Source organism: Mucilaginibacter galii (assembly GCF_014635825.1).
GTDB lineage: Bacteria > Bacteroidota > Bacteroidia > Sphingobacteriales > Sphingobacteriaceae > Mucilaginibacter > Mucilaginibacter galii.
Genome location: NZ_BMDO01000002.1, coordinates 194,716 through 219,936 on the forward strand (window position 1 = coordinate 194,716; position 25,221 = coordinate 219,936).

Genomic DNA, 25,221 nt, shown 5'->3' on the forward strand with positions numbered 1-25,221 from the left:
CTATTTCAAGTTAAGCTTAAATGTCAAACCGTTCCCTTAACACCTCACCGTTCGACCGGCTGGAGGTAAGTTTGCTGCCTGCCACGTTGTTCATCATAAAAACGAGCGCACCGTTAAAGCCACGCCTTATTTCTTTAATACAATCGGTGTTAATTAATGTACTGCGGTGAATACGTGCAAAGCGTTCGGGTAACTTTTCTTCAAGCCCCGAAATGGTAAAATCGGTTAGGTGCTTTTTGCCATCGGCGGTGTGTAAAAACACGTACTTATCTTCGGCCTCTATGTAAATAATATCATCAAGCTTAATCAACAATATTTTATCGCCAATTTTTACGGTGAGGGTTTTGATCTCCTTTTTAACCATCAGCTGTTTCATCAAAGCTTCGATGGGCAGTGAGGGGGCAGGTTGCTGCATGGTTAGGTGTAGCTTCTTCACGGTCTTTTCCAGTCGCTCGGTTTCAATAGGTTTGAGCAAATAGTCTATCGAGTCTTCTTCAAAAGCTTTGATGGCATACTGGTCATATGCAGTGGTAAAAATCACTTTGGGCTGATGCTGCAAGCGGCTCAACATTTCAAAGCCGTTGAGCACCGGCATTTCAATATCTAAAAATATAAGCTCGGGTTTAAGCAGTTCTATTTGCTCCAGTCCATCGGCACCATTTGCTGCCTCGCCTATAATTTCAAATTCGTCAAAAGGCTTAAGCAGGCGTTTAAGGCGCTGGCGGGCCAGTTGCTCATCATCTATAATTACAGTTTTCCAGGTTTTCATAGCTGCTTAGTTGTTTATAGGAGTGGTTGCCTCAGAATTACGGATCAATATAAGGTATTGAAAGTAGTCGGCCATAAACTTACCGTCCTCGTTCAACATTATTTGCTGGTCTCTGGGCATAAATGCATTGTATTTGATATCCGCTTTCTCGGTTAAAAACGGGCTATCGGCACCATCCAGCTTAAAAAGCGTAGCCGTGTTGGGCTGGCAAACTTCCTTAAACGGTATAAGGTTGCTTACATTCATTAAAGGTCCGTCGTTGTTAAACTGGTTCACTGCCGAATAACGCTTGCCTTTTTCGGCCCACATTTGGGGCAGGCTGGCAGTAGGCATCATCATTTTACTGCCGCTGTAAAGGCAGGCCATAGATACGATCTTACCTTTCAAATTTAAATCGGCATCATTCAATAAAGCATTGGTGAATGATTGCCCTTTACCGCCGTTGGTTTTAGATTGCAATACATGAAAGAATCCCCAAAAGCCGTAAACCTTTTCTTTACTCCAGTTAAGCTGTTTGTATAAGTATTTAAAGTTGTTATAAATTACTTTTTCGCGGCTTTTTGTGGTCATGGCTGCGCAAACTTCTAATCCAAACACTACCTGATTGTAGCTTGGGCGGTAAAAGCCCTGGTTGTTTTCGGTATTGAGCTGGTTAAGCAGTTGACGGGCCTCGTTAGCTACCAGGCTATCGGCTTTTGGGGTGAGTAACAGGGTAATAAGTTTTTCAAAGCGGGGCTTCAATGTCTTTAAATTGTGGCTAGTAAGTATCTCGTCAAAGTAGCGTGCAGCCAAAGCCGGGTTATGAACCTGGTCTATCCCCACAAAACTTATGGTTTTACCGGCGGGTAAGGTTTGGTTAAGTTTACGAATGTTACGGATCTTTTGTTGAAACTCTTTATTAGCCCATTGTGCGTTTTGCTTATCCCAATCGGCAAAAACAGTGTCTATAAGGCTTTCGTTGTCGGTTTTGAGGTATTGATTTAACAAGTACGCTTTGGCAAAATCAATCTCGGCTATATAGGTGCGCACGCTGGCTTCTTTATTAAGCAGGGCGAGTAGGTTAAGGTCGACTTCCTGTGGTTTTTGCACGCCATGGATTTCGCCCAGTAAAAAAACCTGGTGATTAAAGAAGTCTTTGTTGAGAATGCCGCCTTTTTTAATTGAGGTGGTGACATCGGCCTTGTTTTGGTTTAAATACCCGGTAACAGATTGTGCTTGCACAGCAGTGCTTAAGTATAGAACAAAGGCTATACCTAAAGTGGTAATTTTTGCGATCATGATTTTGGCTAAATTTCGGTTATGTTGAGCGGTAGGCTTATGTGAATGTGTTTGTGTGGGGTGTTGGTGAGTTGAATTTCATAGTTATTGGCGCAAAGCAGGTTCAATTTATCATAAGTGCTCTGCATGCCGTAACCCATGTTTAATTCCTGCGGAAAAGGAGTGCCATTATCGGCCACTTCAATAATAAGGCGGTCGTGCTGGCGGCGTATGGTAATGCCAAGTATGCCGTTGGCTGTGGTGTTGTTAAGTCCGTGTTTAAGCGCATTTTCTACCAGGGGTTGTATCAAAAAGCGCGGAATACGCTGATTGTGTAGTTCCGGGTCAATGGTTGAGGTAAAAGTAATGCGATCGCCAAAACGCACAGTTTCTATAGCCAGATAAGTATTTACGATCTCCATTTCATCGGCCACGCGGGCTACATTTTCCTGCTGAGAGTTAATGCTGTAACGAAATAGTTTAGAAAGCTTCAGGGTCATGTCTTCGGCCTTGTCGGCATCTTCATGTATAAGGCTGGCTATGGAGTTAAGCGAGTTGTATAAAAAATGCGGGTTTATTTTAGACTGGAGGGTTTGCAGTTCGGCCTGAGTTTTTAGCTGCATTATTTTGGTAAGGTCGAGTTCCTTTTCTTTCAGGCGTGCTCTCATGGTTTCCCTTTGCGCATTGTAGAAATAGATCACCGTACCCGCAATTAGCACAATAAGAGAAGTGAATTTGTAATCGCCCACATGGCTCATGGGCACATAGGGCGTATGAAAAATGAGCGCTACTATAATGTAAGACAGTTCAACCCCAACAAGCATACCTATAAAATTGCAGCCGTAATACACAAGCACAAATTGCCACAACGTAGTTTTTTGAGGCCGTAAAAACCGCTCGTATAAAAAAACACTGTTGGTAATACTCAGCGTAATTAATACGCTGAAAAGGATGCTAAGCAGTAACGTTTTAGCGCTCACAAAGCGTTCACTAAATACTGAACGCAACGCGCTAATGATAACGCCTACAATAACCCCTATAAAGGCATTGCGGCGGCTTACCCTGAAATACGAATCGCTAAAGTATTTATATTCTGCTCCCATCGTGTTACAAAGCTGACAAAATTTGCCTCATTATAATAGATAAGTCCGACGAATGGTGTTTTCTGCGGGATGAAGTAATCGGTTATACTTTTTTAGGAGGTAAGCAAGTAGTGGCTCCTTTAGTTAGTGCTGTTTTTGTAACGAAGATGGGGATTTTATAATCATTGAATAAATATTATGGGATTTGATCTTAGTAAAGTATACTTTGATGTAAATAAACTTCAAATTTTATAAATATTGGTGAAAATCAATATTATAAGTTGCTTTATGGAAGATTTAATCATCTATAAGATGATTTTAATTAAAATTCATTTTCTTTTAAAGTTATTTTTCGAAAAAAATATCAAAAAACACCTATTTAATTTTAAATATTTTGATTTGTAATAGGTTTGTTATAATTTAATGCCGAATTAAACTATTAACTGATGAAAAAAACTCTACAAAGATTTTTGTGGGTTTTGCTACTTATAGGCACCCAAGCCTATGCGCAAACCCGTACCGTAACCGGTACCGTAACCGGGAAAGATGACGGCCTTCCATTACCTGGTGTAAGTGTAATGGTAAAAGGATCAACCACAGGTACTCAAACCAACAGCGACGGAAAGTATTCCATTAAAGTTTCGGGCGAAACAGTAACCTTAGTATTTAGCTATATCGGTTTTACTTCAAAAGAACAGGTTGTAAGTGGTAATACAGCAAGCGTTGCTTTAGATGTTAATGCCAAAAGTTTGAACGAAGTAGTTGTTACTACCTCGTTCGGTATTCAGCGCGACAAAAAGAGTTTGGGCTATAGTACGCAAACCATTAGTGCCGAACAATTACAAACCGGCCGAACAACCAACGTTACCAATGCGCTTGCAGGCAAGGTTGCCGGTGTTGCCGTAAATGGCTCGGGTGGTGCTTTTACTGGTTCAAGTGTAATTATCCGTGGTTTTACAACCTTTACAGGGAGCAATCAGCCTCTTTATGTGGTTGATGGTATTCCTATAGATAACGGTGGTGGTGGGCAAGCCTTGCAAACAGGTGCTTCTTCCTCAAATCGTGCCATAGATATAAACGAAGACGATATAGAAAGCCTCACGGTACTTAAAGGTGCTGCTGCTACAGTATTATACGGATCTCGTGCCGCTTCGGGGGTTATTCAAATTACCACCAAAAAAGGTAATAAAAACGAAAAAAGCCACATCGAATTTACCTCGTCTTATGGGGCAGGCGTAGTAAATCGTTTGCCTAAATATCAAAACCAATATGCTCAGGGTAGTAATGGTGTACTTAGTGTTGGCGGCACTACAGCGGGTAGTGGTTTAAGTACCTCATGGGGGCCAATTATTGACGGACGGCCAATTACCAATGCTTTTGGTCAGGCTACCACACTGCAGGCATATCCTGATAACGTAAAGGATATATTTAAAACAGCAACTTCATTGCAAAACAATATTAGCCTTACAGGTGGTGGCGACAAAACCACCTATCGCGTGTCTTACGGTAATGATTATGAAACTTATGTTATAGATAACAACACTTTAAAAAGAAACAATTTAAGTGTAAATGCCCGTAGTGAAATTACGCCTAAGCTGCGTTTAGGTACTACCTTTAGCTACGTAAATAACCAATCAAGAAGAACCTTGCAGGGTAACCAACTTTCTAACCCTCTTTTCAGGGCCTATTTTACCCCGCGTTCTTATGATCTCACAAACTTACCTTTTGAAGATGCTTTAGGTAACCAACAATTTTTTGGAGGTGAAGATAATCCTTACTGGTCAATTAAGCACAACACCTACAGCGATCAAATTAACCGCTTATTTGGTAGTGTGAACGCCACCTATGATCTTGCTAATTGGTTAGTTGCCGATTTAAGAGTGGGTACTGATTATTATAACTCAAAAAGCACGGGTTATGATGATATAGGTAATCGTGGTGGTGGTTTTACAGGGTCGACTGGAACCGGTATTGGTGGTATAATTGAAAATCAAACCAATGTACGCAACCTTCAGGAGTACTTTACACTAACTGCTACTCGCAAATTTGGCGATTTTAATGTGGTTGGAACTATTGGTAACGAAATAAATCAAAATAGTAGCAATTCATCACAGGTAATTGGCTATACATTGGTGGTGCCTAACTTTAATAACCTTAAAAATACCATCACTTATCAGCCAACTTATAGCCGTACGTTAACCCGCCTAATTGGTGTTTACGCCGATTTTGCTTTGGATTATAAGAGGTATTTAACGTTAAATTTAAAAGCAAGAAATGATTGGTCGTCAACTTTGCTGCCGGCAAACAGGTCTATTTTTTATCCTGCCGTAGCTTCAAGCTTTGTATTGTCTGATGCTTTTCCTTCTATTAAAAGCAAAAATGTAAACTTAATTAAGTTGCGTGGTGCCATTGGCCGTGTAGGTAAAAGCCCGGGCGCTTATAACACCGATAATTATTATGTGCGTGCAGGCTCTTCAGATGGGTTTGGCCCAAGTATCACCTTTCCGTTCAATGGTTCATTGGCTGGTTATGAGTTAAGTGATGGTGCCGGAAATCCTAATTTGAAACCTGAGTTTACCTTGGAATATGAGTTAGGTACTGAAATGGCGTTTTTTGGAAATCGCTTAACCATTGATGGTTCGGTGTATCAGAAAAAAACCACTAACGTTATTTTAAGTGTTCCTGTTTCGCCATCATCAGGTGTAACGGGTTTGGTTCAAAATGCGGGTAAATTATCAACAAAAGGTGTTGAGTTATTAATTGGTGGTACGCCCATTAAAACCAGAAATGGTTTCTATAACATAAGCGTAAACTTTACCAGTTTTAAATCAACTGTTGATGCCCTGGCGCCGGGTGTGTCATTGATTACATTGGGTGGTTTCACCACACCTAATATACGCTTGGTTGCCGGTCAGGAATACGGCCAGATCTATGGTGCCGATTATCAGCGCGATGCAAGTGGTAACATTTTGATTTTTGCCAACGGTTTGCCTCAACCAACTGCTAACGTTGTTAATATTGGTAATCCTAACCCTAAATGGACCATGGGTATTACTAACAATATCAATTACAAAGGCATAAACTTTTCTTTCCTGTTAGATATCAGAAAAGGTGGTCAGCAATACTCAAGAAATATAGCCGATGTGCAGCGTAATGGCGTTGCTATTGAGACAGCTGAATTTTCGCGCTTCCAGGCAGATGGTGTTACTGTAGCTAAGCCTTATGTTTTCCCTGGTGTGTATGCTTCGGGCGTAGCGCTTGCAGCCGGCCAGGTTGCCGGTCAGCCTAACACTACTGCGGTTAGTGCGCAAGATTATTGGGGAAATAATGGTAAGTACATTGCCGCTACCGGTTATATTTACGATACTTCATGGTTTAGGGTGCGTGAAGCTGGTTTGAGTTATGATGTTCCAAAAAAGTACTTAGCTAAAACTCCGTTTGGCAGAGCCAGTTTCGGCGTTTACGGAAGGAACTTATTTTTGAGAGCACCTAATTATCCACACTTTGATCCTGAGCAAAATGCACTGGGTATTTCAAATGCTCAAGGCCTCGAATTTAACTCGTTACCTAACACCAGAACTATTGGTATTAATTTGAAAGTAACACTTTAATAAGCTATCAAACAATGAAAAAATATAAATACATATCAATAGCACTTTTGGCGGCAACACTGTTGTTCAGTAGTTCTTGTAAGAAATATTTGGACGTAAATACCGATCCAAACAACATTATAGGCACACCTGAAAATGCGCCTATAGCTCAAATTTTAAGTTCGGCCACTGTAAATATTGGTTTTATGGCCGGTAGTGACGCCTCACGTTATACGGCTTTGCTTATTCAGCACTTTTCTGGTCAGAGCACGGGTGCTTTAAATCAAACTCAGCAATATGAGCAGTACCTGATTTCGCCAACAGATGTTAATAATATGTGGTCATCCTTTTATGCCACTACTATTAATGATCTTGATGTTATTATAGCTAAAGCAAACACCGCGCCTTTAAGCCCTCATTATGCCGGTGTGGCCGAAATATTGAAAGCTTACACGTATCAAAATATGGTAGATATCTGGGGTGATATTCCGTACAGCCAAGCAGATAAAACGGTTGGTAATTTAAACCCGGCTTATGACGATGACGCTGCAATTTATACTGATTTAATAAAATTAATAGATAAAGGTATTACTGATATCAATGCCGCAACATCTGCCTTGTCTCCTGGAACTAATTCGACTATTTATCCGGGTACTTTTGTAAACGCTACCAACACCGGCAGTCGTTTAAACTGGATAAAATTTGCTAATACCTTAAAGCTGAGAATTTACCTGCATTATAGTAAGGTGAATCCTTCGTTTTCCACTACTCAAATAAATGCTTTAGTGGCAAGCGGTGCACAGTTCATGACAAGTAATACAGATAGCTTCTTAATGAACTTTTTTACAACTGCAGGTGCCCGTAACCCAATTTATCAGTTTGAAACTGGCTCAAGAGCAAATTATTTAGTAGCTAATGCTAAGTTAGTTAACTTAATGAACAGTAAGGCGGATCCAAGAAGGCCAACATACTTCACTGCCATAGGCGGTAATTATATTGGTGCGGTGGGCGGTGCGCCCAGTAATGCGGCTATTTACTCGCATATCGGAACTTACTTAACAGGTGTTGTTGGTGCCGGTCCTGTGCGCATGCTTACCTTTGCAGAGTATAATTTCATTATGGCCGAAGCGGTATTAAGAGGAGCTACAGCACCCGGTACCGCCCAGGCATATTATACTGCTGGTATTACTGCTTCATTAACCGATGCCGGAGTTACAGCAACAGGTATTACTACTTACTTGGCGGCTAATGGAGTATTGGCTGGTACACCTGCTCAACAAATTGAACAAGTTATTACCGAAAAGTATGTTGCCAGTTACGGGCAAATTGTTGAACCATGGACAGACTATAGAAGAACAGGCTTCCCCGCCTTGTCGGTTCCAAGCAATGCACTTGTACCAACATTGCCACGCAGCTTATATTATCCGCAATCTGAGATCGATGCAAATACCAGCGCTAAACAAAAAGCTGGGTTAGATGCAAGAACTTTTTGGGATATCCCATAATTATTCTTTTTAAATACTATAAAAAAGCCCGAGGATTTTTAAAATCTTCAGGCTTTTTTGTGTTCATCAAAAAATTTAATTCAATATTGGCCTTTTGTAACGCTTTTTGATCGTGAGAATATGATTAAAAATAAATTAAGGTTAAAATATTCTTATTTGTGATTAATTGTTTGGGTTTAACTGAAAATCATATAAAAATTGTTTTTTCAATTAAAATCTGTAGCTGTTTTTAACAATATGGCCCCTCATTGCCTGCTTAATTAAAATTTTGTTAAAAAAATTTTAGATTGTAATAAGTATGTTATAAATTACGCAACAATTAACTAAACTATTAACGAATGAAAAAAATTTTACAAGGTTTTTTATGCGCTTTGCTATTGATAGGATCCCAAGCCTATGCACAAAGTCAAGTGTCCGGTAGGGTAACCGGAAAAGATGACGGTCTTCCGTTAGCTGGAGTAAGTGTAACTACTAAAGGAACAAAAACAGGTACACAAACTGGCCCAGATGGTCGCTACGTAATCAACGTTCAGTCTGGCACAACATTGGTTTTTTCATTTATAGGATACGTAACGCAAGAAGCTTCTGCATCAGCAAATTTAAATATTGCTTTAGTTTCTGCGCCTAACCAACTAAATGATGTGGTTGTTGTGCCGTTTGGTACGGCTAAACGAGAAACTTTTGTGGGTGCTGCTGGTGTGGTAACTGCAAAAGATTTTGCGCAAAGACCCATTAGTAATGTGTCAAATGCGTTAACAGCCGTTTCACCCGGTGTACAAGTTGGTTCAACTAATGGCGCGCCCGGATCAGGTCTTGCTATACGTATTCGTGGATTTGGTTCAATCAATGCATCAAACAATCCTCTTTACATTATTGATGGTGCACAAAATGAAAATTCTATAGCTAATTTAAATCCTGATGATGTTGAGTCCATATCTGTATTGAAAGATGCATCATCAACAGCACTTTATGGTGCAAAGGCAGCAAATGGTGTAGTAATTATTACCACCAAAAAGGGTAGGAAAAACAATGGTCAGCTAAGTGTTAGAGCTTTACAGGGCTTATCATACCGCGGCGTTCCTGAATATGACTTAATGAATGCCTATCAATACTATCCAACAGAGTGGATGGCATTGCGTAATAGTTTAGTAACAAGTGGTATATCAAGAGAAAATGCTAATATTTTAGCATCAGGCTTAGGCACGCGCGATGCTTTAAACAGGCAGGTTTTTAATGGTTCTAACTACCTTGATGTGTCACAAACTTTAGGTTCGGTAATTGCAAATGGTGTTTACACACAAAGCAATAACCCTTTCAGTGGTGTAGCCTCAAATCAAATTGTTGACGTGAATGGCAATCTGAATCCTAATGCTGTGTTACGTTATGATAACATGGATTGGACAGATGTTATCAAGCGTGTAGGTAGACGTGGAGATTACGGCTTAAATTACAGTGGCGGAAATGACAAAAGCGATTATTTTGTTTCGTTAGGGTATCTTAATGAGCAAGGTTTCACTATTAAGTCGGATTACGGTCGTTTCACAGGTCGTATTAATGTTAATCACCAGGCAACAAGTTGGTTGAAAACAGGTTTAAACATAAATGGTGCAATTACGAAGTCAAATCAAGCTAATGATGGCACAAGCGGTAGTATTATTAACCCGTTCAACTTTAGTCGTAGTATTGGTCCGGTTTATCCAGTTTATGCTTACAATGCAGCATCTGGTGCACCATTGTTTGATGCTCTTGGTATGCGGGTTTATGATACCGGATCATTAAATGCTTTGGGTGTAACAAGCCGCCCAGTTTTACAAGGAAGACACATTTTACAAGAAACGCTTTTGAATGATAACTCATTCAGGAGAAATGTATTTGGTGCCCGTACTTATGGTGAAATCTCGTTTTTAAAACACTTTAAATTTACAGCCAATGCGGCAGTAGATATTAGTAATAACTATTCATCATCTTATCAAAACCCAATTGTTGGTGATGGATCTCCTGGTGGACGTTCAAGCAAAACTTATGATTTGTCAACTTCTTACAATGTTCAACAGTTATTAAACTATGATCAAACTTTTGGGATGCACCATGTAACAGCATTGGTTGGTCATGAAAATTATTCAAGAAAAACAGATCAGTTATACGGTTTCAAAACGCAGATCAATGCAGAAGGAAACACTGAATTAATTAACTTCAGCACAACATCTAGCTTGTACTCATATCAAGATAATGATAAATCTGAAGGTTTTTTTGGTAGCGTTAATTACAATCAGAAATATTTATTCGCTGCATCTGTGCGCCGCGACGCAAGCTCAAGGTTTGCAAGAGATGCTCGTTGGGGAACATTTGGTTCTGTAGGTTTAGGGTGGAGAATAGACAAGGAAGACTTCTTGAAAAGCGTTTCTTGGATAGACATGTTAAAACTGCGCAGTAGCTATGGTACAACTGGTAACTATCAAACATTGACCTCTGGTGGTGGTATTTCGTTATATCCTTATCAAAGCTTGTATGATATAAACCCTAATGCTACAGAAAATGGATATACACAATCTACACTTGTTGGTAATAATAACTTAAAGTGGGAGGTAAACAAAACTCTTGATATCGCATTGGAGTTTGGCATGTTTAAAAATCGTTTAACCGGTAGCTTCGAGGTTTATGACAAACGTTCGTCAAACTTGTTGTTTTTGGTGCCTCTTCCTGTTTCAAGCGGTGTAATTAACACCTACCAAAATATTGGTACAATGTATAACAGAGGTGTTGAGGTAAACTTAGGTGGTGACCCTGTAAGGTTGAAAGATTTTGTGTGGAATATCAATGTTAATGCAGCTACTGTAAAGAACAGAATCACTAAAATGCCTGATAATCAGCCAACAATTGTTTCTGGTACCAAGAGATTAGAGGTAGGTCATGGTATATATGACTATTATCTTCGTCGCTACAAAGGTGTAGATCCAGCAGATGGTTCGGCATTGTATGAGCCTTTAGATGGAGCTACCGGAACTACTTTAAGGACAATTAATGGTGTGGTTTATACAACAGCTATAGCTAACGCAAAGCAAGATTACACAGGTACCTCTGCAATTCCAGATGTATATGGATCTATTGTAAATACCTTTACATACAAAGGTCTTAGCTTAAACATTGGATTGAACTATGGTTTAGGCGGACAGTTTTATGATTCAAACTACCAAAGCTTAATGACTCAAGGTTCGGTTTTAGGTAGTGCATTACACGTTGACATGTTGAAATCATGGAAAAATCCAGGCGATATAACTGATATTCCAAGAATTGATGCAGCTGGCGCGAGTGTTACCAATCTTTATGCTACTTCCGATCGGTGGTTAACTACAGCATCTTATTTAACAATTCGTAACGCCACGTTATCATATAATGTTCCAAGCAAATTTGCTTCAAAATTGCGCATTAAAAACGTACGTGTATTCGCATCGGGCGAAAATCTGTACCAGTTTTCGGCCAGAAGGGGCTTAGATGCAACTCAAGGGTTTACTGGTACTAACTCAAATGTGTATGTACCCGCCCGTGTATTAAGTATTGGATTAAACGCATCATTATAATAAATTAAGAAAGATGAAAAAAATAATTTTCAGTTTCACAGTATTCATGGCTGGCTTCCTAATATTGCCGTCATGCTCAAAAGAATATTTGGATACGGCACCAACCGATGCTGTATCATCAAGTACCGTATTTACTACCACCACTAATGCATTAGCGGCATTAAATGGTATGTATCGTGCTATGTACATTCAATACAGTAATCAGGATGAAGGTGGCGAAGGTTCTATAATGATTGATATGGACGTTATGGGCGAAGATGTAGTATTTAATTCTGCAGGAGGTTATGTAGCTCAAATGCGCTATGTAACAAATCGTACCATTACCAGTGCTCATTTATATTTTGTATACAGATATTATTACAAATTAATATCTAATGCGAACGCAATTATTGAAGGCATTGATGGTGCCTCGGGGCCAACTGCTGATAAAAACCAAATTAAAGGTGAGGCATTAGCAATGCGCGCCTATGCTCATTTTAAGTTGGTTCAGATGTTTGGTAAACGTTATAATGCTGCAGCAAAACCTAATTCACAATTAGGTATACCTCTTAATATTACCACCAAGGTAGATCCTCTTCCGCGTTCGACTGTTGAAGAAGTTTATACACAAATAAATAGCGATTTAGATGCAGCTATGGGTTTGTTGACAAGTGCAACAGCACGCATAGGTTTGTCTCACATTAACATCAACGTTGCAAGAGGAATAAAGGCTCGTGTTGCTTTAGCCCAACAAGATTATGCAACTGCGGCAACTATGGCTTCTGCTGCTATTTCTGGTGTTGGAACCGGCAATTCATTAATGTCAAGCGCTCAATATTTCCAAGGATTCAATACTGTTAATAATCCTGAATGGATTTGGGGAATCAGACACCAGTCTGACCAGCCTTTGTATTTCTACGACTTCTTTGCTTACATGTCTGCAAATTTTGGTTCAAGTAACATACGTTCTAATCCCAAAAGCATTAGTAGTAAATTATATAATTTAATTTCACCAACAGACATCAGAAAAGGTTTATGGGATCCAACAGGTTCTAATACCGCTTTCCCTGTACCCTCAGCTCCATCTGGTTCAAGATTTCCTTATATGCATAGAAAATTCTTAGCTGTATCTACTGATAGCGCTAATGATTTGCCTTTAATGCGTTTATCTGAGCTTTATTTAATAGTAGCAGAAGCAAATGCACGTTTAGGTAAAGATGCAGATGCCCAGAATGCCCTCTTCACTCTTGCAAAACAGAGAGATCCTAGTTATGTAAAATCTACATCTACAGGTACTACTCTGGCAGAGGAGGTAATGGTTCAAAGACGTGTAGAACTGTGGGGTGAAGGCTTTCGATACGGAGATTTGAAGCGTCTGAATTTAACTTTAGACCGTACAGGCAGCAATCACACAGCTACCATAGCAACGGTGTTAACATTGGCTCCTGGCGATGTAAGATGGGAGTGGTTGTTTCCTCAAACCGAAACAAACTCAAATCCTTTAATTGTTCAAAACCCAATTTAACAATAACAAAAAAAGCGCCGCTCCCATTCAGAGCGGCGCTTTTCTTGTTATTGTTTTTGCTATAAATACTTAAGTATACTTAGTTCGTAAGTAATACTTAAGTTTACTCCCATCCCCATTACCAGCGCCCAATTGTCCCTGACATGCCCTGCCGGGAAATCAAAACAAACGGGATAGTCATATTCTTCCACAATAGCCCTGATAATTTCCTGAGCCGTTTGGCCAAAGGGAATATCATTGTCTTTTAGATCGGTAAAGCCGCCTACAATGAGGCCTGCCAGGTTTTTGAGCTTGCCTGCACGTTTTAGGGTATACAGCATCCGGTCTATGGAGTAGAGGTACTCGCCTACATCCTCCATAAATAAAATCTTACCATCATAATGGTAGTCAGATACCGAGCCTGAGAGGGATAGCAGGATAGCTAAATTTCCACCAATGAGCACACCTTCAGCATGGCCCGTCCGGTTTAGTGGGTGAGGGGCAATCTCATACGTGAGTTCTTGTCCAAAAAGTGCTTTGCGCAAGGTTTCTAACGATGGCCCTGTGGCATCGGGTATGTTAACGGGCATTTGTCCGTGTATGGTTTGCAGGTGGTAATTGGTAAATAAATGCGCATGCAGTACGGTAATATCACTAAAGCCAATGATCCATTTAGGATGAGTAGTTAATCGGCTAAAATTTACTTGGTCAATAATGCGTACCGTACCGTAGCCACCACGGGCGGCAAATATGGCTTTAATGCTGTCGTCATTCACATAGCGCTGCAGGTCTTGCGCGCGTAGCTCATCATCGCCGGCAAACTGGTAGTACTCGGCCGTTACCGTTTCGCCCAAAACTACTTCTAATCCCCACGACTGTAGCAGGGCTACGGCATCGTCCATGGGCTGTGGTAATTTCTTAGCCGGGCATACAATGGCCACGCGGTCGCCTTTTTGAAGATATGGAGGAGTTATGCTCATATTGAATTATCTTTGCAAAATAAAGAAAGAGAATTACAATTTTGGAAGCTCAACAATATAAACGCTATACTATTACCGCGGCCTTGCCTTATGCCAACGGCCCTAAACATATTGGTCACCTGGCCGGTGCCTACATTCCTGCCGATTTATATGCCCGTTACCTGCGCCTTAAACGTAAAGACGTGGTGTTCGTTTGCGGGTCAGACGAGCATGGTACTGCCATAGCTAACCAGGCCATGAAAGAGGGTACCACACCGCGCGCCATTATTGATAAGTACCATGAGCTGATCAAGTATTGCTTCGATAAACTCGGCATATCGTTCGATATTTACCACCGTACCAGCGAGCCCATTCATCATGAAACGGCTCAGGATTTTTTCACCAATCTGAACGATAAAGGCTGTTTTGAAGAACAGGAATCGGAGCAGTATTATGATGAGCAGGCCGGCGCTTTTTTGGCCGACCGCTATATTATAGGTACATGCCCGGTTTGTGCTAACGATAATGCCTACGGTGACCAGTGCGAAAAATGCGGAAGCTCGTTAAGCCCTGATGAATTGATAGACCCACGCTCTACCCTGAGCGGTGACAAACCGGTAAAGCGCTTAACCAAACACTGGTACCTCCCCTTAAATAAATACGAAAGTTTTTTGGGCGACTGGATCCTGAAACAGCATGCCAAAGACTGGAAAACTAACGTTTACGGACAGTGTAAAAGCTGGATAGATGGCGGCCTGCACCCACGTGCCGTAACCCGCGATTTAGACTGGGGTATCAAAGTACCTGTAGAAGGTGCCGATGGCAAAGTGCTGTATGTGTGGTTTGATGCACCCATAGGCTATATATCGGCCACTAAACAATGGGCTATTGATAACGATAAAGACTGGAAGCTGTACTGGCAAGACAAGGAAAGTAAGCTGGTTCACTTTATAGGTAAAGACAATATTGTGTTCCATTGTATCGTGTTCCCGGCTATGCTGAAGGCACATGGTGAGTTCATTTTGCCCGATAACGTGCCCGCTAACGAGTTTATGAATCTGGAAGGCGATAAAATGTCGACCAGCCGTGGCTGGAGCGTAGAAATGCATGAGTACCTTGAAACTTTCCCCGATAAGGTGGATGAATTGCGTTATTATTTAACGGCTATTGCCCCCGAAACCAGCGACAGCGAGTTTACCTGGAAAGATTACCAGGCTCGTGTAAACAACGAGCTGGTAGCCATATTAGGCAATTTGGTTAACCGGGTAATGATCTTAATGCATAAGTTCTTTGACGGTAAGATAACTGCGGAAACTGCGCAAGTTACCCTGACCGACGCTACGCTGAATACCGAAGTAGCCCGCCTTTACGATGAACTGGAACAAAGTTTTGAAAGCTACAAGTTTCGCCAGGCGCAGCAAATTGTAATGGAAATTGCCCGTTTAGGTAACCGCTACTTAACCGAACAGGAGCCTTGGAAAACGTTCAAAACCAATCCTGAAGCTGCCCGTGAAGCTTTGCATAACTGTTTAGTACTGATGGGGCATATTGCAGGTTGTTTGCAACCGTTTTTACCGGGCACAGCCAAGAAAATTTTACACATGCTCAACTGGCCTGCAGATACTATTTACTTTGATCAGGAGATAACGTTTCAGAGCGGTCACCAGTTAAATACCGCATCTTTATTGTTTGAAAAACTGGAAGATGAGGTTATAGAAAAGCAGATTCAAAAACTGATTAGCAAAAAACAAGCATTGGAAACTACTATTGAAGAAACCACACCCGTGCAACCGGCTAAACCAAATGTGACTTTCGATCAGTTTGCTACGATGGATATCCGTGTGGGTACCATTTTAACCGCCGAAAAGGTAGCCAAAACCAAAAAACTGGTAAAACTAACTATCGATACCGGGCTTGATCAGCGCACGGTAGTATCGGGCATTGCCGAACATTTTGAGCCCGAGAACATTATTGGTCAGCAGGTAAGCATATTGGTTAACCTGGAGCCGCGCGAGATCAAAGGCATACTGTCGCAAGGTATGATCCTGATGGCCGAAAACGCCGAAGGCAAGTTAACCTTCGTAGCGCCAGGTGCCGATATGCATAATGGCTCGGTGATACGGTAAAATATTTTAATAGCTTGATTAAACCATGACAGCTCTTGCTTGTCATACCATTAATCAAGCTATTTATTACCTTCAACCACTTCTCGCAATGAAAAATCTACTACTTCCCTCCGTTGTTCTGTTTTCAGTTATGCTTGCTTCTTGCAGCAAATATCAGGTGAACATGCTCAGCAGCACAAATGCTGTAAAGAATGAGCAAACCGGAGAATTTAACGTTGAGAACGATTCTGTAAAGATAACTTACTCGTTTTATGGGCAAAATGCGCCCGTGGGTATACAGGTTTATAATAAATCTAATAAGCCTTTATACATAGATTGGCAAAGTTCGGCAATGGTTGTGGGCGACAAAACCATTAGTTATGCTAATAAAAATGTTCCTATTAGTGGTAACATAAATGGTGTTTCAGACACTTATTCTACAAGCAACCGTGGCAGTAATATTGCCTATCCTCAATCTACCTATACCAGCGGAAGTATTAATGCAGTAGCCAAGCTACCTGAGAGTGTGACATTTTTACCACCACATGCGAAAGGCGATTTTAGACCTGCATATGTAACCAACGGGTTTTTGAGTGTTCCGGATACGATGTTGCACAAAGAAATTACAGGCTTTATTGAGCAATATAGTACCGTACCGGTAAATGTAAAAGTGGCAAATTTTACCAAAGAGAATTCGCCACTTGTTTTTAAAAGCTTTTTAACGTTGTACACCTTGCAAGGCAACCAGCCCAAGCCCGTACTTTACGAACAAGAATTTTTTATATCAAAACTTGTTAACAGCAGCAGTAATCCAAAAGATTTGACCGATTACCAGGTTCAGCGTGGAGATTATTTCATTAATTCAAAAAAGACCGGTTACGCTAAAGTAATGACAGGTATTGGTATTGCAGCAGCCGTTGGAGGCGTAGCAGCAGTTGGCGCTTCGGCAGATAATAGCAATAATACTCAGTAGTTAAGGAAGGTAAAGATATTACCAAGGTTGATTGGCAGGTTCGGCAAATTTTTGCATTTTTGTGCCACCATTGTTTGCCCCTGTAGTTCAACGGATAGAATAGAAGTTTCCTAAACTTTAGATATGAGTTCGATTCTCGTCGGGGGTACAAAGAAGCCTCTTAGCTTTTGCTGAGGGGCTTTTTGATTGATTCTTTGGAAGGATTTTGGAAGAATGTAATAAACCTATCTACTGGCTATATTTATTAACCAAGTCCTTGATGTAATCAGCTGCATAAACTATTGTAAGACCCGTATTGGTGTAAACCGAAGAAACTATACCAATAATCCTGTTTTTTTCATTGTGGATATTAGACTTATCCTCGGGGTATCTTCTTCTTGGTACAACAACAGGTCCACCGCTATTACCTCCCACAATATATCCATCTAATAAAATAAGCTTGCCGTAAATCGAAGTTGTTTGGTTGTTTGCCAACATTATGGGGAGATCAAGGGTATTGACCATAGGTGAAGATATAACTGCAGACTTAATTAATGGCATACTCAATGTTACTGTGCCGATTCCAGCAGGATAGCCAATAACAAAAACCTGATCGCCGGTAAAGATATTAAATCCGGATAAATTCATCAAAGATGGCAGCAAACTTATTTCGGTTGCATAAACATCCAAATTAAAGTTTGAAGATTGTCTTAAAAAATCCGTTACGTCAATGACAACAATATCAATCAATTGATTAGGGTAAGCATGAACCGTACTCAAGGGCACGCCTTGCGCGTTAATTAGGGGGACAATTTCAATTCGAGCTTCCTTGGATTTTGTATAAAAATTGACTTTAATATCTTTATCAAGCTTTAATGTGTCTATCAAAGACCACTGACCGACCATGTGCTTATTCGTAACAAGAAACACCTTATAGTCGCCGCTTGGAAATTGCTTGTAAACAAAAAAGCCCGTGCCCGTTGACGAAATAACACTATCTTTTGCCAGTGACTTATTCTTTCCTTTTATCTTAATTTTTACAATATTAGACTTTGTAATTTTAACAGTGCTCAAATATGTTATATCGTCGACTTGGCCTTGTGGTTTTGAATTTGTAAAATCCTGACTATATGCAAGGCTTAGCGCAAGCGCCAGCCAAATTGTTAAAATGAATTTCATCTAGTAAATGTAATTATTCTTCTTGGTCTTATAACCAGCTTTCGAACGGTTCAAAAAATACAAAAGATCTAATGCATCCTGGTTTTTCGATGGGGCAGGCATTGACCGCGCAAAAACTTATATTTTTTGTTATTGATTAAATGGTAAGCAGGTTTTAAAAGCAGATTTCAACATGACAAAAATCAAGTATAAAGCAGTAAGTATGATTACGAAAATGTAGCCCTAAGTTCTCTATTCACTGTTTTTAGTGTTAATAACTTCAAAATATGAAAAAAATTTGTGGATAACTTTCAGGGCGTGTGGAGAACGTTTATAAACTATTTCAGGTCTGCCAATGTACATTTGAGTAGAATAGAGACAGCAAAGGCTACTTGCTGGTAACAAGTAGCCTTCTGATTTAATGTATTTGACATTCCCCTCAAGGATGTATTACAAACATATATTTAAATTAATTGATTTAAGAAATTAATTATTAACGTTTGCACTTATACAGAGATCGCTGCCGTGTTCGGTAAGGAGGTATAAAGAACAAGTGGAAAACATCTTAATTTTAGGTTTAATCATCTTGTTCGGCGGCATGCTTGTGGTTATTCATAAAGCATTAGCGATCGTCGAGCGGAAAAAGAAGTAAGTAGGTAGATTAGGCGAGGTCATAACCACCTCGCCTAATTATTAAAAATAAATTATCACAATGATAAGCATTCCATTGAATCTTATAATTTCTGAGGCTATGAAGGGGAGCTTCGATAATATTTCTATTATCCAAAATTCAGATGAAGATAGAACAGTGGTCATATCGGCACATCAAAACAATCGAAGCTTCTCAACCGAATTAAAGGGTACTGACATCGACGCCATGATAGAAAATAATACCTTTCATCAGCGCCTTTAATTGATTAAGGAAGATTTGCAGGCAATGATTGATCACACTTAACAAAATGAATATATGAAACGAATTATGCTGTTAAACAACCTTGCTGAAATAACTGCGGGTCCAGATCGCGTATTATTTATTACCCATATTGATGGTTCGTTCTGGCGGTCGCAGCGCGTTCAAATCATCGATGGTATTGTCTATGCATCGCCTTTCATGGATTCAGTGATAGACCACGAAATATAGACGGTTTTCATATATTGCAAATAAAAATTATGGCTAAGTACGTAGAGTTTAGAAGAGGTAATAGACGTCTTTTTATTAATCCTGAATTGGTGACCGGATTTTCAACCTCAGCAACCAACCAACTTGAAACCGTTATATACACTGGTGAAAAAGATAAATTTTATGCCGTCGAGCATGACATTGACACTGTTAAGAAATTATTGGAATCAGTCAACAATTAGTATAGCATAAACAAAGGCCGGTAGAGATACCGGCCCTTGTTTATGCTATACTATTATCCTCTGGAATCAATTTCTGATTGCTTAGCGGCGTTAGCGTTAATCAGCAATAAAACCGAGTTTAAAAATGAGCTAAGTACATGTCGGGGTTGAGCTAATGATCATGTGCATCAACTTTACAACCCCGGGCAATGAGCCAAACATTATTAGGCTTAGCATATACCGGTTGTAAAGGCTGTTTATTTTCAGCATGTGGCGTTTCTGAACGGCCTCCGGTTCCGTTCCTTGCCTTATCATGATCATGGCCTCGGCTATAGTCATTAAAGCATGCTCCCGGAAACTGAGCTCTTTCATTTGCTCGGGAGATAGCTGCTCGCCTTTGCTTCTATTTACTGGCGCAGACTTAGCTGCTGTTTGCGATTGTTCAAGGTTAACCAGGCTGGCTACGTAGTTTTCCATAATCAGGCATCCCTCTGCATTGTTTTCAGTTTATTGCACATTGCAATAATATCATCTATTGGAAACCAAACAGATTTTACATGGTGTATTTCGGTAAGAAATTCTGTATTATTTTTTGAGTGAATCCTGAAATTTTTTACCATTTCTGCTGCTTCTTTATAGGGAATGTAGACAGATTTTGGAATTGGTTCGTCCTATTTCGTTTCTTCGTTTTGCATGTGGGGTTTAAATTAAATGTGAAATTTATTGAGTTAAAATTCAGTACAAATTGTGATAGCACATTACATGAAACTACCCTAATAAAAGGGTGATAATACCTGATTATCAGGGCTTAATATATTAATATTCTTTATAATTGTAAAGTTGTGAGGTGCTAAATAAACAAAATAGGTGTATTTGAAAAATAACTTTCCTATCTATGTGTTTCTTATAATTAATACTTAAAACATGCTTACTTTAAACAGCACCCAGCAAATTATAGATACTGAAGAACATTATGGCGCACATAATTATCATCCCTTACCGGTGGTATTATCGCGCGGTTTGGGGGTACATTTATGGGATGTGGAGGGTAAGCAGTATTTCGATTTCCTTTCGGCCTACAGTGCCGTAAACCAGGGGCATTGCCACCCGCGTATTATTGAAGCGTTGGTTAACCAGGCACAGCAGCTTACGCTTACCTCACGCGCGTTTTATAACGACCAGTTGGGCAGGGCCGAAGAGCATATTTGTCGCTTGTTTAACTACGATAAAGCTTTGTTTATGAACTCGGGTGCCGAGGCCGTGGAAACTGCCATTAAACTGGCCCGCAAATGGGCTTACCAGCACAAAGGCGTGGCCGATGGCCGGGCCAATATTATAGTAGCCGGTGGTAACTTTCACGGGCGCACCACGGGTATTATTTCTTTTTCTGATAGTCCCGAGTCTAAAGACCACTTTGGCCCATATCTGCCAGGCTTTACCATGATCCCTTATAATGACCTTGCTGCGCTGGAACAGGCGCTTGCCGCAAACCCCGATATCTGCGCGTTTTTGGTAGAGCCCATACAGGGCGAAGCCGGAGTTATTGTACCTGATGAGGGTTATCTGGCCGCTGCGCATGTCTTGTGTAAGCAATATAACGTATTGCTGATGGCCGATGAGATACAAACCGGCATTGGCCGCACCGGCAAGCTGTTAGCAAGTTACTACGATGAGGTGCATGCCGATGTGCTCATTATAGGCAAGGCACTGGCGGGCGGCGTGCTGCCAGTATCGGCCGTGCTCGCTAATGATGATGTGATGCTGTGCATTCGCCCGGGCGAGCATGGCTCTACCTTTGGTGGCAACCCGCTGGCCGCCGTAGTGAGCATTGCCGCCCTGCGGGTAATTACCGAAGAAGAATTGCCGGAGAACGCGTTTGAAACAGGACAGGTCTTCCGCAACCATATGCAGCAATTGCAAGCCGATTACCCGGCCATAGTTAAAGCCGTAAGGGGCCGCGGTTTATTAAACGCCATTGACATAGCCGATGACTTGCCTTTCACCGCTTGGGATGTTTGCCTCGCCCTGCGCGATAACGGACTGCTGGCCAAACCAACCCACGGCCATACCATCCGCTTTTCGCCACCGTTGGTAATTACCGCCGGGCAAATGGAAGAGTGCTGTGGTATAATCTGTAAAACGATTGCGGCATTAGCCTGATGCTTTCCGTCTCCCTGACACACTCTATAAGAACCCTGGCGAAAACAAAAAATCAACTTGTTAATATGTGAAAATCAATCTTTATATTTAAAGAATGATTGGTAAAAATCTGTTAGGGAGCGTATTAACGTTACTCTTCCTGTTATTGTCGTTTTACTCATACGCACAGTCAAGTAATGACTTTAATGGTAGCAAGGCTGATAGGGATTCGTTAAGAAGAACAGGAGATGCTATTCGTGCGGCATTTTCACGTGGCGATGTTGATGCAATACTGCTGTATCACCATCCCGATGTAATAAAGGCATTAAATTATCCTGATTTCCAAAAAGGAAAAGAAACCCTCAGAAACCAATTGAAAGGTACACTTGACAGTTTCCACCTCGAGTTCGTAGAAAATAAGGTTGAAAGTATGTTTATTAACGGTGGAACAGCCGTGGAACAAACATTATTTACCATAAAAGGTATGCCAAAAGGTAGCGGCAAACCCTTTACGTTCAAGGGTCGATCCATGATCGTTTATATTAAATATAAAGGAAGTCCAACCGGATGGGCCACTATACGGGAGATGATTCAACCATCAACCGAAAAGTAACGCATTTAAACCTTTACTTTTTACTTAAACTAAAGGTCAAATACCAATTTCCTATCTATCGCTTCCCATCTCTCGCAAATACGATGCTAACAATAAAGGCTACCCTTTTAAAGAGCAGCCTTTATTATAAAATGTCATGCTGAGCTTGTCGAAGCATTCGCCGCTTTGCTAAGTCTTCGACAGGCTTAGACTGGCAGTTTTGATTAGAATCTAATTTTTAGAACCCACCACCAAAACCAGCATTACGCGGATCGGTTTTAGCTTTGAGCTGGTACTCTTTAGGAGCTTCGGCACCTAAAAGGTTTTTCACAAAGTAATCCCAGCGGCGGCGCATCATATAGGGCGAATAGGGGCCATAACCGTGCGGACTGTTAGGGAATATAACCAGGTCATAATCTTTATTAGCTTTTTCAAGGGCCTCTACCACTAACAGTGTGTTGTATGGCGGTACGTTATCATCCAGCATGCCATGGGCCAGCATCAGTTTACCTTTCAGGTTTTTAGCATAGTTTTGGTTGGCCTGGTCTTCGTAGTTCGATTTTCCGCTGGCATCCTTGGTCAGCAAGCCAATATAACGCTCGCCCCAATCGTCCTCGTAGTTGCGGTTGTCATGATTACCCGATTCGGAGATGCCAACCTTAAAGAAATCAGGGTAGCGGAACATGGCTGCCGCAGTAGCAAAACCACCGCCAGAGTGCCCCCAAATACCTGCACGGTTAATATCAATGTACGGGTACTTTTGCGCTAATTGCTGCATGCCCGCAATCTGGTCGGTCAGGGTGTTATCGGCTATGTTGCCGTAATTCATATCATGATAGCTTTTAGAGCGCAGCGGGTTGCTGGTGCCTTCTATCAGTACCACTATGAAACCCAATTCGGCCAACGCTTGGTGATCTCCGCGCGAAGCAGCGAACGACCAGCTGCCCACGCTACCCCCTTGCGGACCGGGATAGATGTAGTTGATGATAGGATATTTCTTGTTTGGATCTAGTTGAGTAGGCGTAAACATTAAACCATACAAGTCGGTTTTGCCATCGTGGGCTTTCACCGTAATAGAGGTAGGGGCTTTCCAGCCGGTGGCGGTCAACCTCGATACATCGGTTTGCTGCACGGTGGCTACCAATTTGCCGTTCAGGTTGCGCATTACGGTAACCGGGGCTACATTGGGTTGCGAATAGGTATCTACAAAATAACTTTCAGTAGGTGAAAAGCTAATCTGATGATTGCCTTCCTCGGGAGTAAGCGGCGTTACCTTTTTACCATCGAAACCTACTTTATACAAGTGGCTAAAGTAGGGGTTGCCTGCCTCGCGGCCGCCAGCCAAAAAGTAAACAAGGCGGTTCTTTTCATCAACCTTCACGATGCGGGTAACTACCCAGTTGCCCTTGGTAATTTGGTTTTTAAGTTTGCCGGTAGTGGCATCGTACAGGTAGAGGTGTCCCCAGTTGTCGCGCTCCGAAAACCAGATGATCTCTTTGGTTTGCGGCAGGTAGCGCCAGTTAATGCTTCCCCAGCCCGATTCGTATTGCGTAGGTACGGTTTCTTCAAACACCTCGCGTACATCGCCCGTGGCGGCGTTGGCTATGCGTACCTTTTCAATTTTATGATCGCGCGATGTTGATATAAAAGCCAGTTGCGAGCCATCGGTACTCCAGTTCACATCATCTAAAGTTCCACTGCTTGATATATCATCGCTTAGCGTGGCCCGGTGCGGATCGGCAGGTACTTTCAGCATCACCACTTTAGGGTTATCTACCTCAATAATAGCGCGGTGTATCATCGGTATTTCTTCGCCCGGTAAAGGGTATTTCCAAGCTTTAAGGGTTGGCTTGCCAACGTTGGTAGTTACTAAATACATGTCGGCTACTTTACGCTGGTCCTGCTTAAAAGTGGCTATCTTCTTCGAGTCGGGCGACCATTGTAAAATGGCGTTGTCGCTGTGCGTCCAGCCGGCGTTATCGGTGGCGTAACCAAAATCTTTAACACCATCGGTAGTCAGCTGGGTTTGCTTGGCGGTAGCTACCTCGCGTACCCAAAGGTTGTAATCTTTAATAAAGGCCGACCGCTTGCCATCGGGCGAAAGCACGCCGCCATCACTAAAGCCGCCGCGCCTGCCCATGCGGACACCAGCCTGTTGTGTCGGGGCAGCATCCTCGCTCAGGGTATAAGTTTGGAGGTCGGCTTTATAGCTTTTACCCCCAGTGGTAAAGGTTACATATTTACCATCGGCCGTGTAACCAATACTCGCAAACGGAAGCATGGCTGCATCTACTTTCTTACCTGTGGTGGTTGATAGTGCCGCTGCCAGTTTTTGATGATCGAACGCCGGAGTAGGGGTATCTTTGGCCGGGTCTACCAGTATAAATTCGCTGCCTTGGGCAGTTAGGTTACGGTACCAAAACTTTTCGCCGGGGAGCCAGTTGGGGCGTACGGCGCCACCATCAACGTAGGGGGCAGTATTGTAAGCCATAAAGCTTTCGGCGCGCTCATAATCTTTGGTGGTGAGTGCTGGTATCTGCTGCGCATAAGCGGCCGACGAGAAGGTGAGTATAAAGGCGGGGAGTAAAAATTTGTTCATGCCTGTGTGTACTGGTTTGAACAGCCAATATACTTTAAAAATTTATTTACGCAGATAACAAGATTGATACGAAACAGGAGGTTGCCCAGAACTTAAACGCGATACGAAGGAG

17 protein-coding genes and 1 tRNA gene are annotated in these 25,221 nt (G+C 41.5%); 11 read left to right on the plus strand and 7 right to left on the minus strand.

What is annotated here, in order from left to right; genetic code table 11:
- Positions 1–16: 16 nt before the first annotated feature.
- Genes IEV61_RS06010 through IEV61_RS06020 form a run of 3 tightly spaced genes read right to left on the minus strand, consistent with a single transcriptional unit; the run spans position 17 to position 3,129 of the window.
- A complete protein-coding gene (locus IEV61_RS06010) occupies positions 17–769 on the minus strand; it encodes a LytR/AlgR family response regulator transcription factor (protein ID WP_188414739.1) in 753 nt (250 codons plus the stop codon).
- Between the two features lie 6 nt (positions 770–775).
- The gene (locus IEV61_RS06015; protein ID WP_188414741.1) at positions 776–2,047 is read right to left on the minus strand and encodes an erythromycin esterase family protein; all 1,272 of its coding nucleotides are present in this window, start codon (positions 2,045–2,047) and stop codon (positions 776–778) included.
- An 8-nt stretch (positions 2,048–2,055) separates the two neighbouring features.
- On the minus strand, positions 2,056–3,129 hold the full coding sequence (locus IEV61_RS06020) for a sensor histidine kinase (protein WP_188414743.1): 1,074 nt from the start codon (positions 3,127–3,129) through the stop codon (positions 2,056–2,058).
- 425 nt (positions 3,130–3,554) lie between these two features.
- Between IEV61_RS06020 and IEV61_RS06025 the strand changes: the two genes are divergently transcribed.
- The 4 genes from IEV61_RS06025 to IEV61_RS06040 all read left to right on the plus strand — a co-directional run bounded on the left by IEV61_RS06025 (position 3,555) and on the right by IEV61_RS06040 (position 13,285).
- The gene (locus IEV61_RS06025) at positions 3,555–6,719 is read left to right on the plus strand and encodes a SusC/RagA family TonB-linked outer membrane protein (RefSeq protein WP_188414744.1); all 3,165 of its coding nucleotides are present in this window, start codon (positions 3,555–3,557) and stop codon (positions 6,717–6,719) included.
- Between the two features lie 14 nt (positions 6,720–6,733).
- The gene (locus IEV61_RS06030) at positions 6,734–8,203 is read left to right on the plus strand and encodes a SusD/RagB family nutrient-binding outer membrane lipoprotein (RefSeq protein ID WP_188414746.1); all 1,470 of its coding nucleotides are present in this window, start codon (positions 6,734–6,736) and stop codon (positions 8,201–8,203) included.
- Positions 8,204–8,541: 338 nt separating this feature from the next.
- A complete protein-coding gene (locus IEV61_RS06035) occupies positions 8,542–11,781 on the plus strand; it encodes a SusC/RagA family TonB-linked outer membrane protein (RefSeq protein WP_188414748.1) in 3,240 nt (1,079 codons plus the stop codon).
- Between the two features lie 13 nt (positions 11,782–11,794).
- Positions 11,795–13,285 carry a RagB/SusD family nutrient uptake outer membrane protein gene (locus IEV61_RS06040; protein ID WP_188414750.1) on the plus strand — a complete coding sequence of 497 codons (1,491 nt, stop codon included), beginning with the start codon at positions 11,795–11,797 and terminating at the stop codon, positions 13,283–13,285.
- Between the two features lie 59 nt (positions 13,286–13,344).
- Here IEV61_RS06040 and IEV61_RS06045 read toward each other — a convergent pair whose 3' ends face one another.
- Positions 13,345–14,244, minus strand: coding sequence for a S66 peptidase family protein (locus tag IEV61_RS06045; RefSeq protein ID WP_188414751.1), 900 nt, complete (start codon positions 14,242–14,244; stop codon positions 13,345–13,347).
- 41 nt (positions 14,245–14,285) lie between these two features.
- On the opposite strand from IEV61_RS06045, the gene metG reads away from it, so the two are divergent.
- The 3 genes from metG (at position 14,286) to IEV61_RS06060 (ending at position 17,449) form a co-directional block, all read left to right on the plus strand.
- Positions 14,286–16,349, plus strand: a complete 2,064-nt coding sequence (metG, locus tag IEV61_RS06050) for a methionine--tRNA ligase (protein ID WP_188414752.1) — start codon at positions 14,286–14,288, stop codon at positions 16,347–16,349.
- Positions 16,350–16,437: 88 nt separating this feature from the next.
- A complete protein-coding gene (locus tag IEV61_RS06055; protein ID WP_188414753.1) occupies positions 16,438–17,301 on the plus strand; it encodes a hypothetical protein in 864 nt (287 codons plus the stop codon).
- Positions 17,302–17,377: 76 nt separating this feature from the next.
- Positions 17,378–17,449: transfer RNA gene (locus IEV61_RS06060), tRNA-Arg, on the plus strand.
- An 80-nt stretch (positions 17,450–17,529) separates the two neighbouring features.
- Here the strand turns inward: IEV61_RS06060 and IEV61_RS06065 are convergent.
- Entirely contained in the window at positions 17,530–18,459 is a 930-nt protein-coding gene (locus IEV61_RS06065; protein ID WP_188414754.1) for a trypsin-like peptidase domain-containing protein, read from the minus strand.
- Positions 18,460–19,189: 730 nt separating this feature from the next.
- Between IEV61_RS06065 and IEV61_RS06070 the strand changes: the two genes are divergently transcribed.
- Entirely contained in the window at positions 19,190–19,351 is a 162-nt protein-coding gene (locus IEV61_RS06070) for a hypothetical protein (RefSeq protein ID WP_188414756.1), read from the plus strand.
- Between the two features lie 257 nt (positions 19,352–19,608).
- Positions 19,609–19,800 (plus strand): hypothetical protein, encoded by a 192-nt coding sequence (locus tag IEV61_RS06075; RefSeq protein ID WP_188414758.1) that lies wholly within the window; start codon positions 19,609–19,611, stop codon positions 19,798–19,800.
- 129 nt (positions 19,801–19,929) lie between these two features.
- On the opposite strand, the gene IEV61_RS06080 is transcribed toward IEV61_RS06075, so the two are convergent.
- Positions 19,930–20,256: a hypothetical protein gene (locus IEV61_RS06080; RefSeq protein ID WP_188414760.1), complete on the minus strand. Its 327-nt coding sequence runs from the start codon at positions 20,254–20,256 to the stop codon at positions 19,930–19,932.
- 447 nt (positions 20,257–20,703) lie between these two features.
- Between IEV61_RS06080 and rocD the strand changes: the two genes are divergently transcribed.
- Positions 20,704–21,939: an ornithine--oxo-acid transaminase gene (rocD, locus tag IEV61_RS06085; protein ID WP_188414762.1), complete on the plus strand. Its 1,236-nt coding sequence runs from the start codon at positions 20,704–20,706 to the stop codon at positions 21,937–21,939.
- Positions 21,940–22,033: 94 nt separating this feature from the next.
- Positions 22,034–22,531, plus strand: a complete 498-nt coding sequence (locus IEV61_RS06090) for a YybH family protein (protein WP_188414764.1) — start codon at positions 22,034–22,036, stop codon at positions 22,529–22,531.
- A 217-nt stretch (positions 22,532–22,748) separates the two neighbouring features.
- Here IEV61_RS06090 and IEV61_RS06095 read toward each other — a convergent pair whose 3' ends face one another.
- Positions 22,749–25,109: a S9 family peptidase gene (locus IEV61_RS06095; RefSeq protein ID WP_188414766.1), complete on the minus strand. Its 2,361-nt coding sequence runs from the start codon at positions 25,107–25,109 to the stop codon at positions 22,749–22,751.
- Between the last annotated feature and the right edge of the window lie 112 nt (positions 25,110–25,221).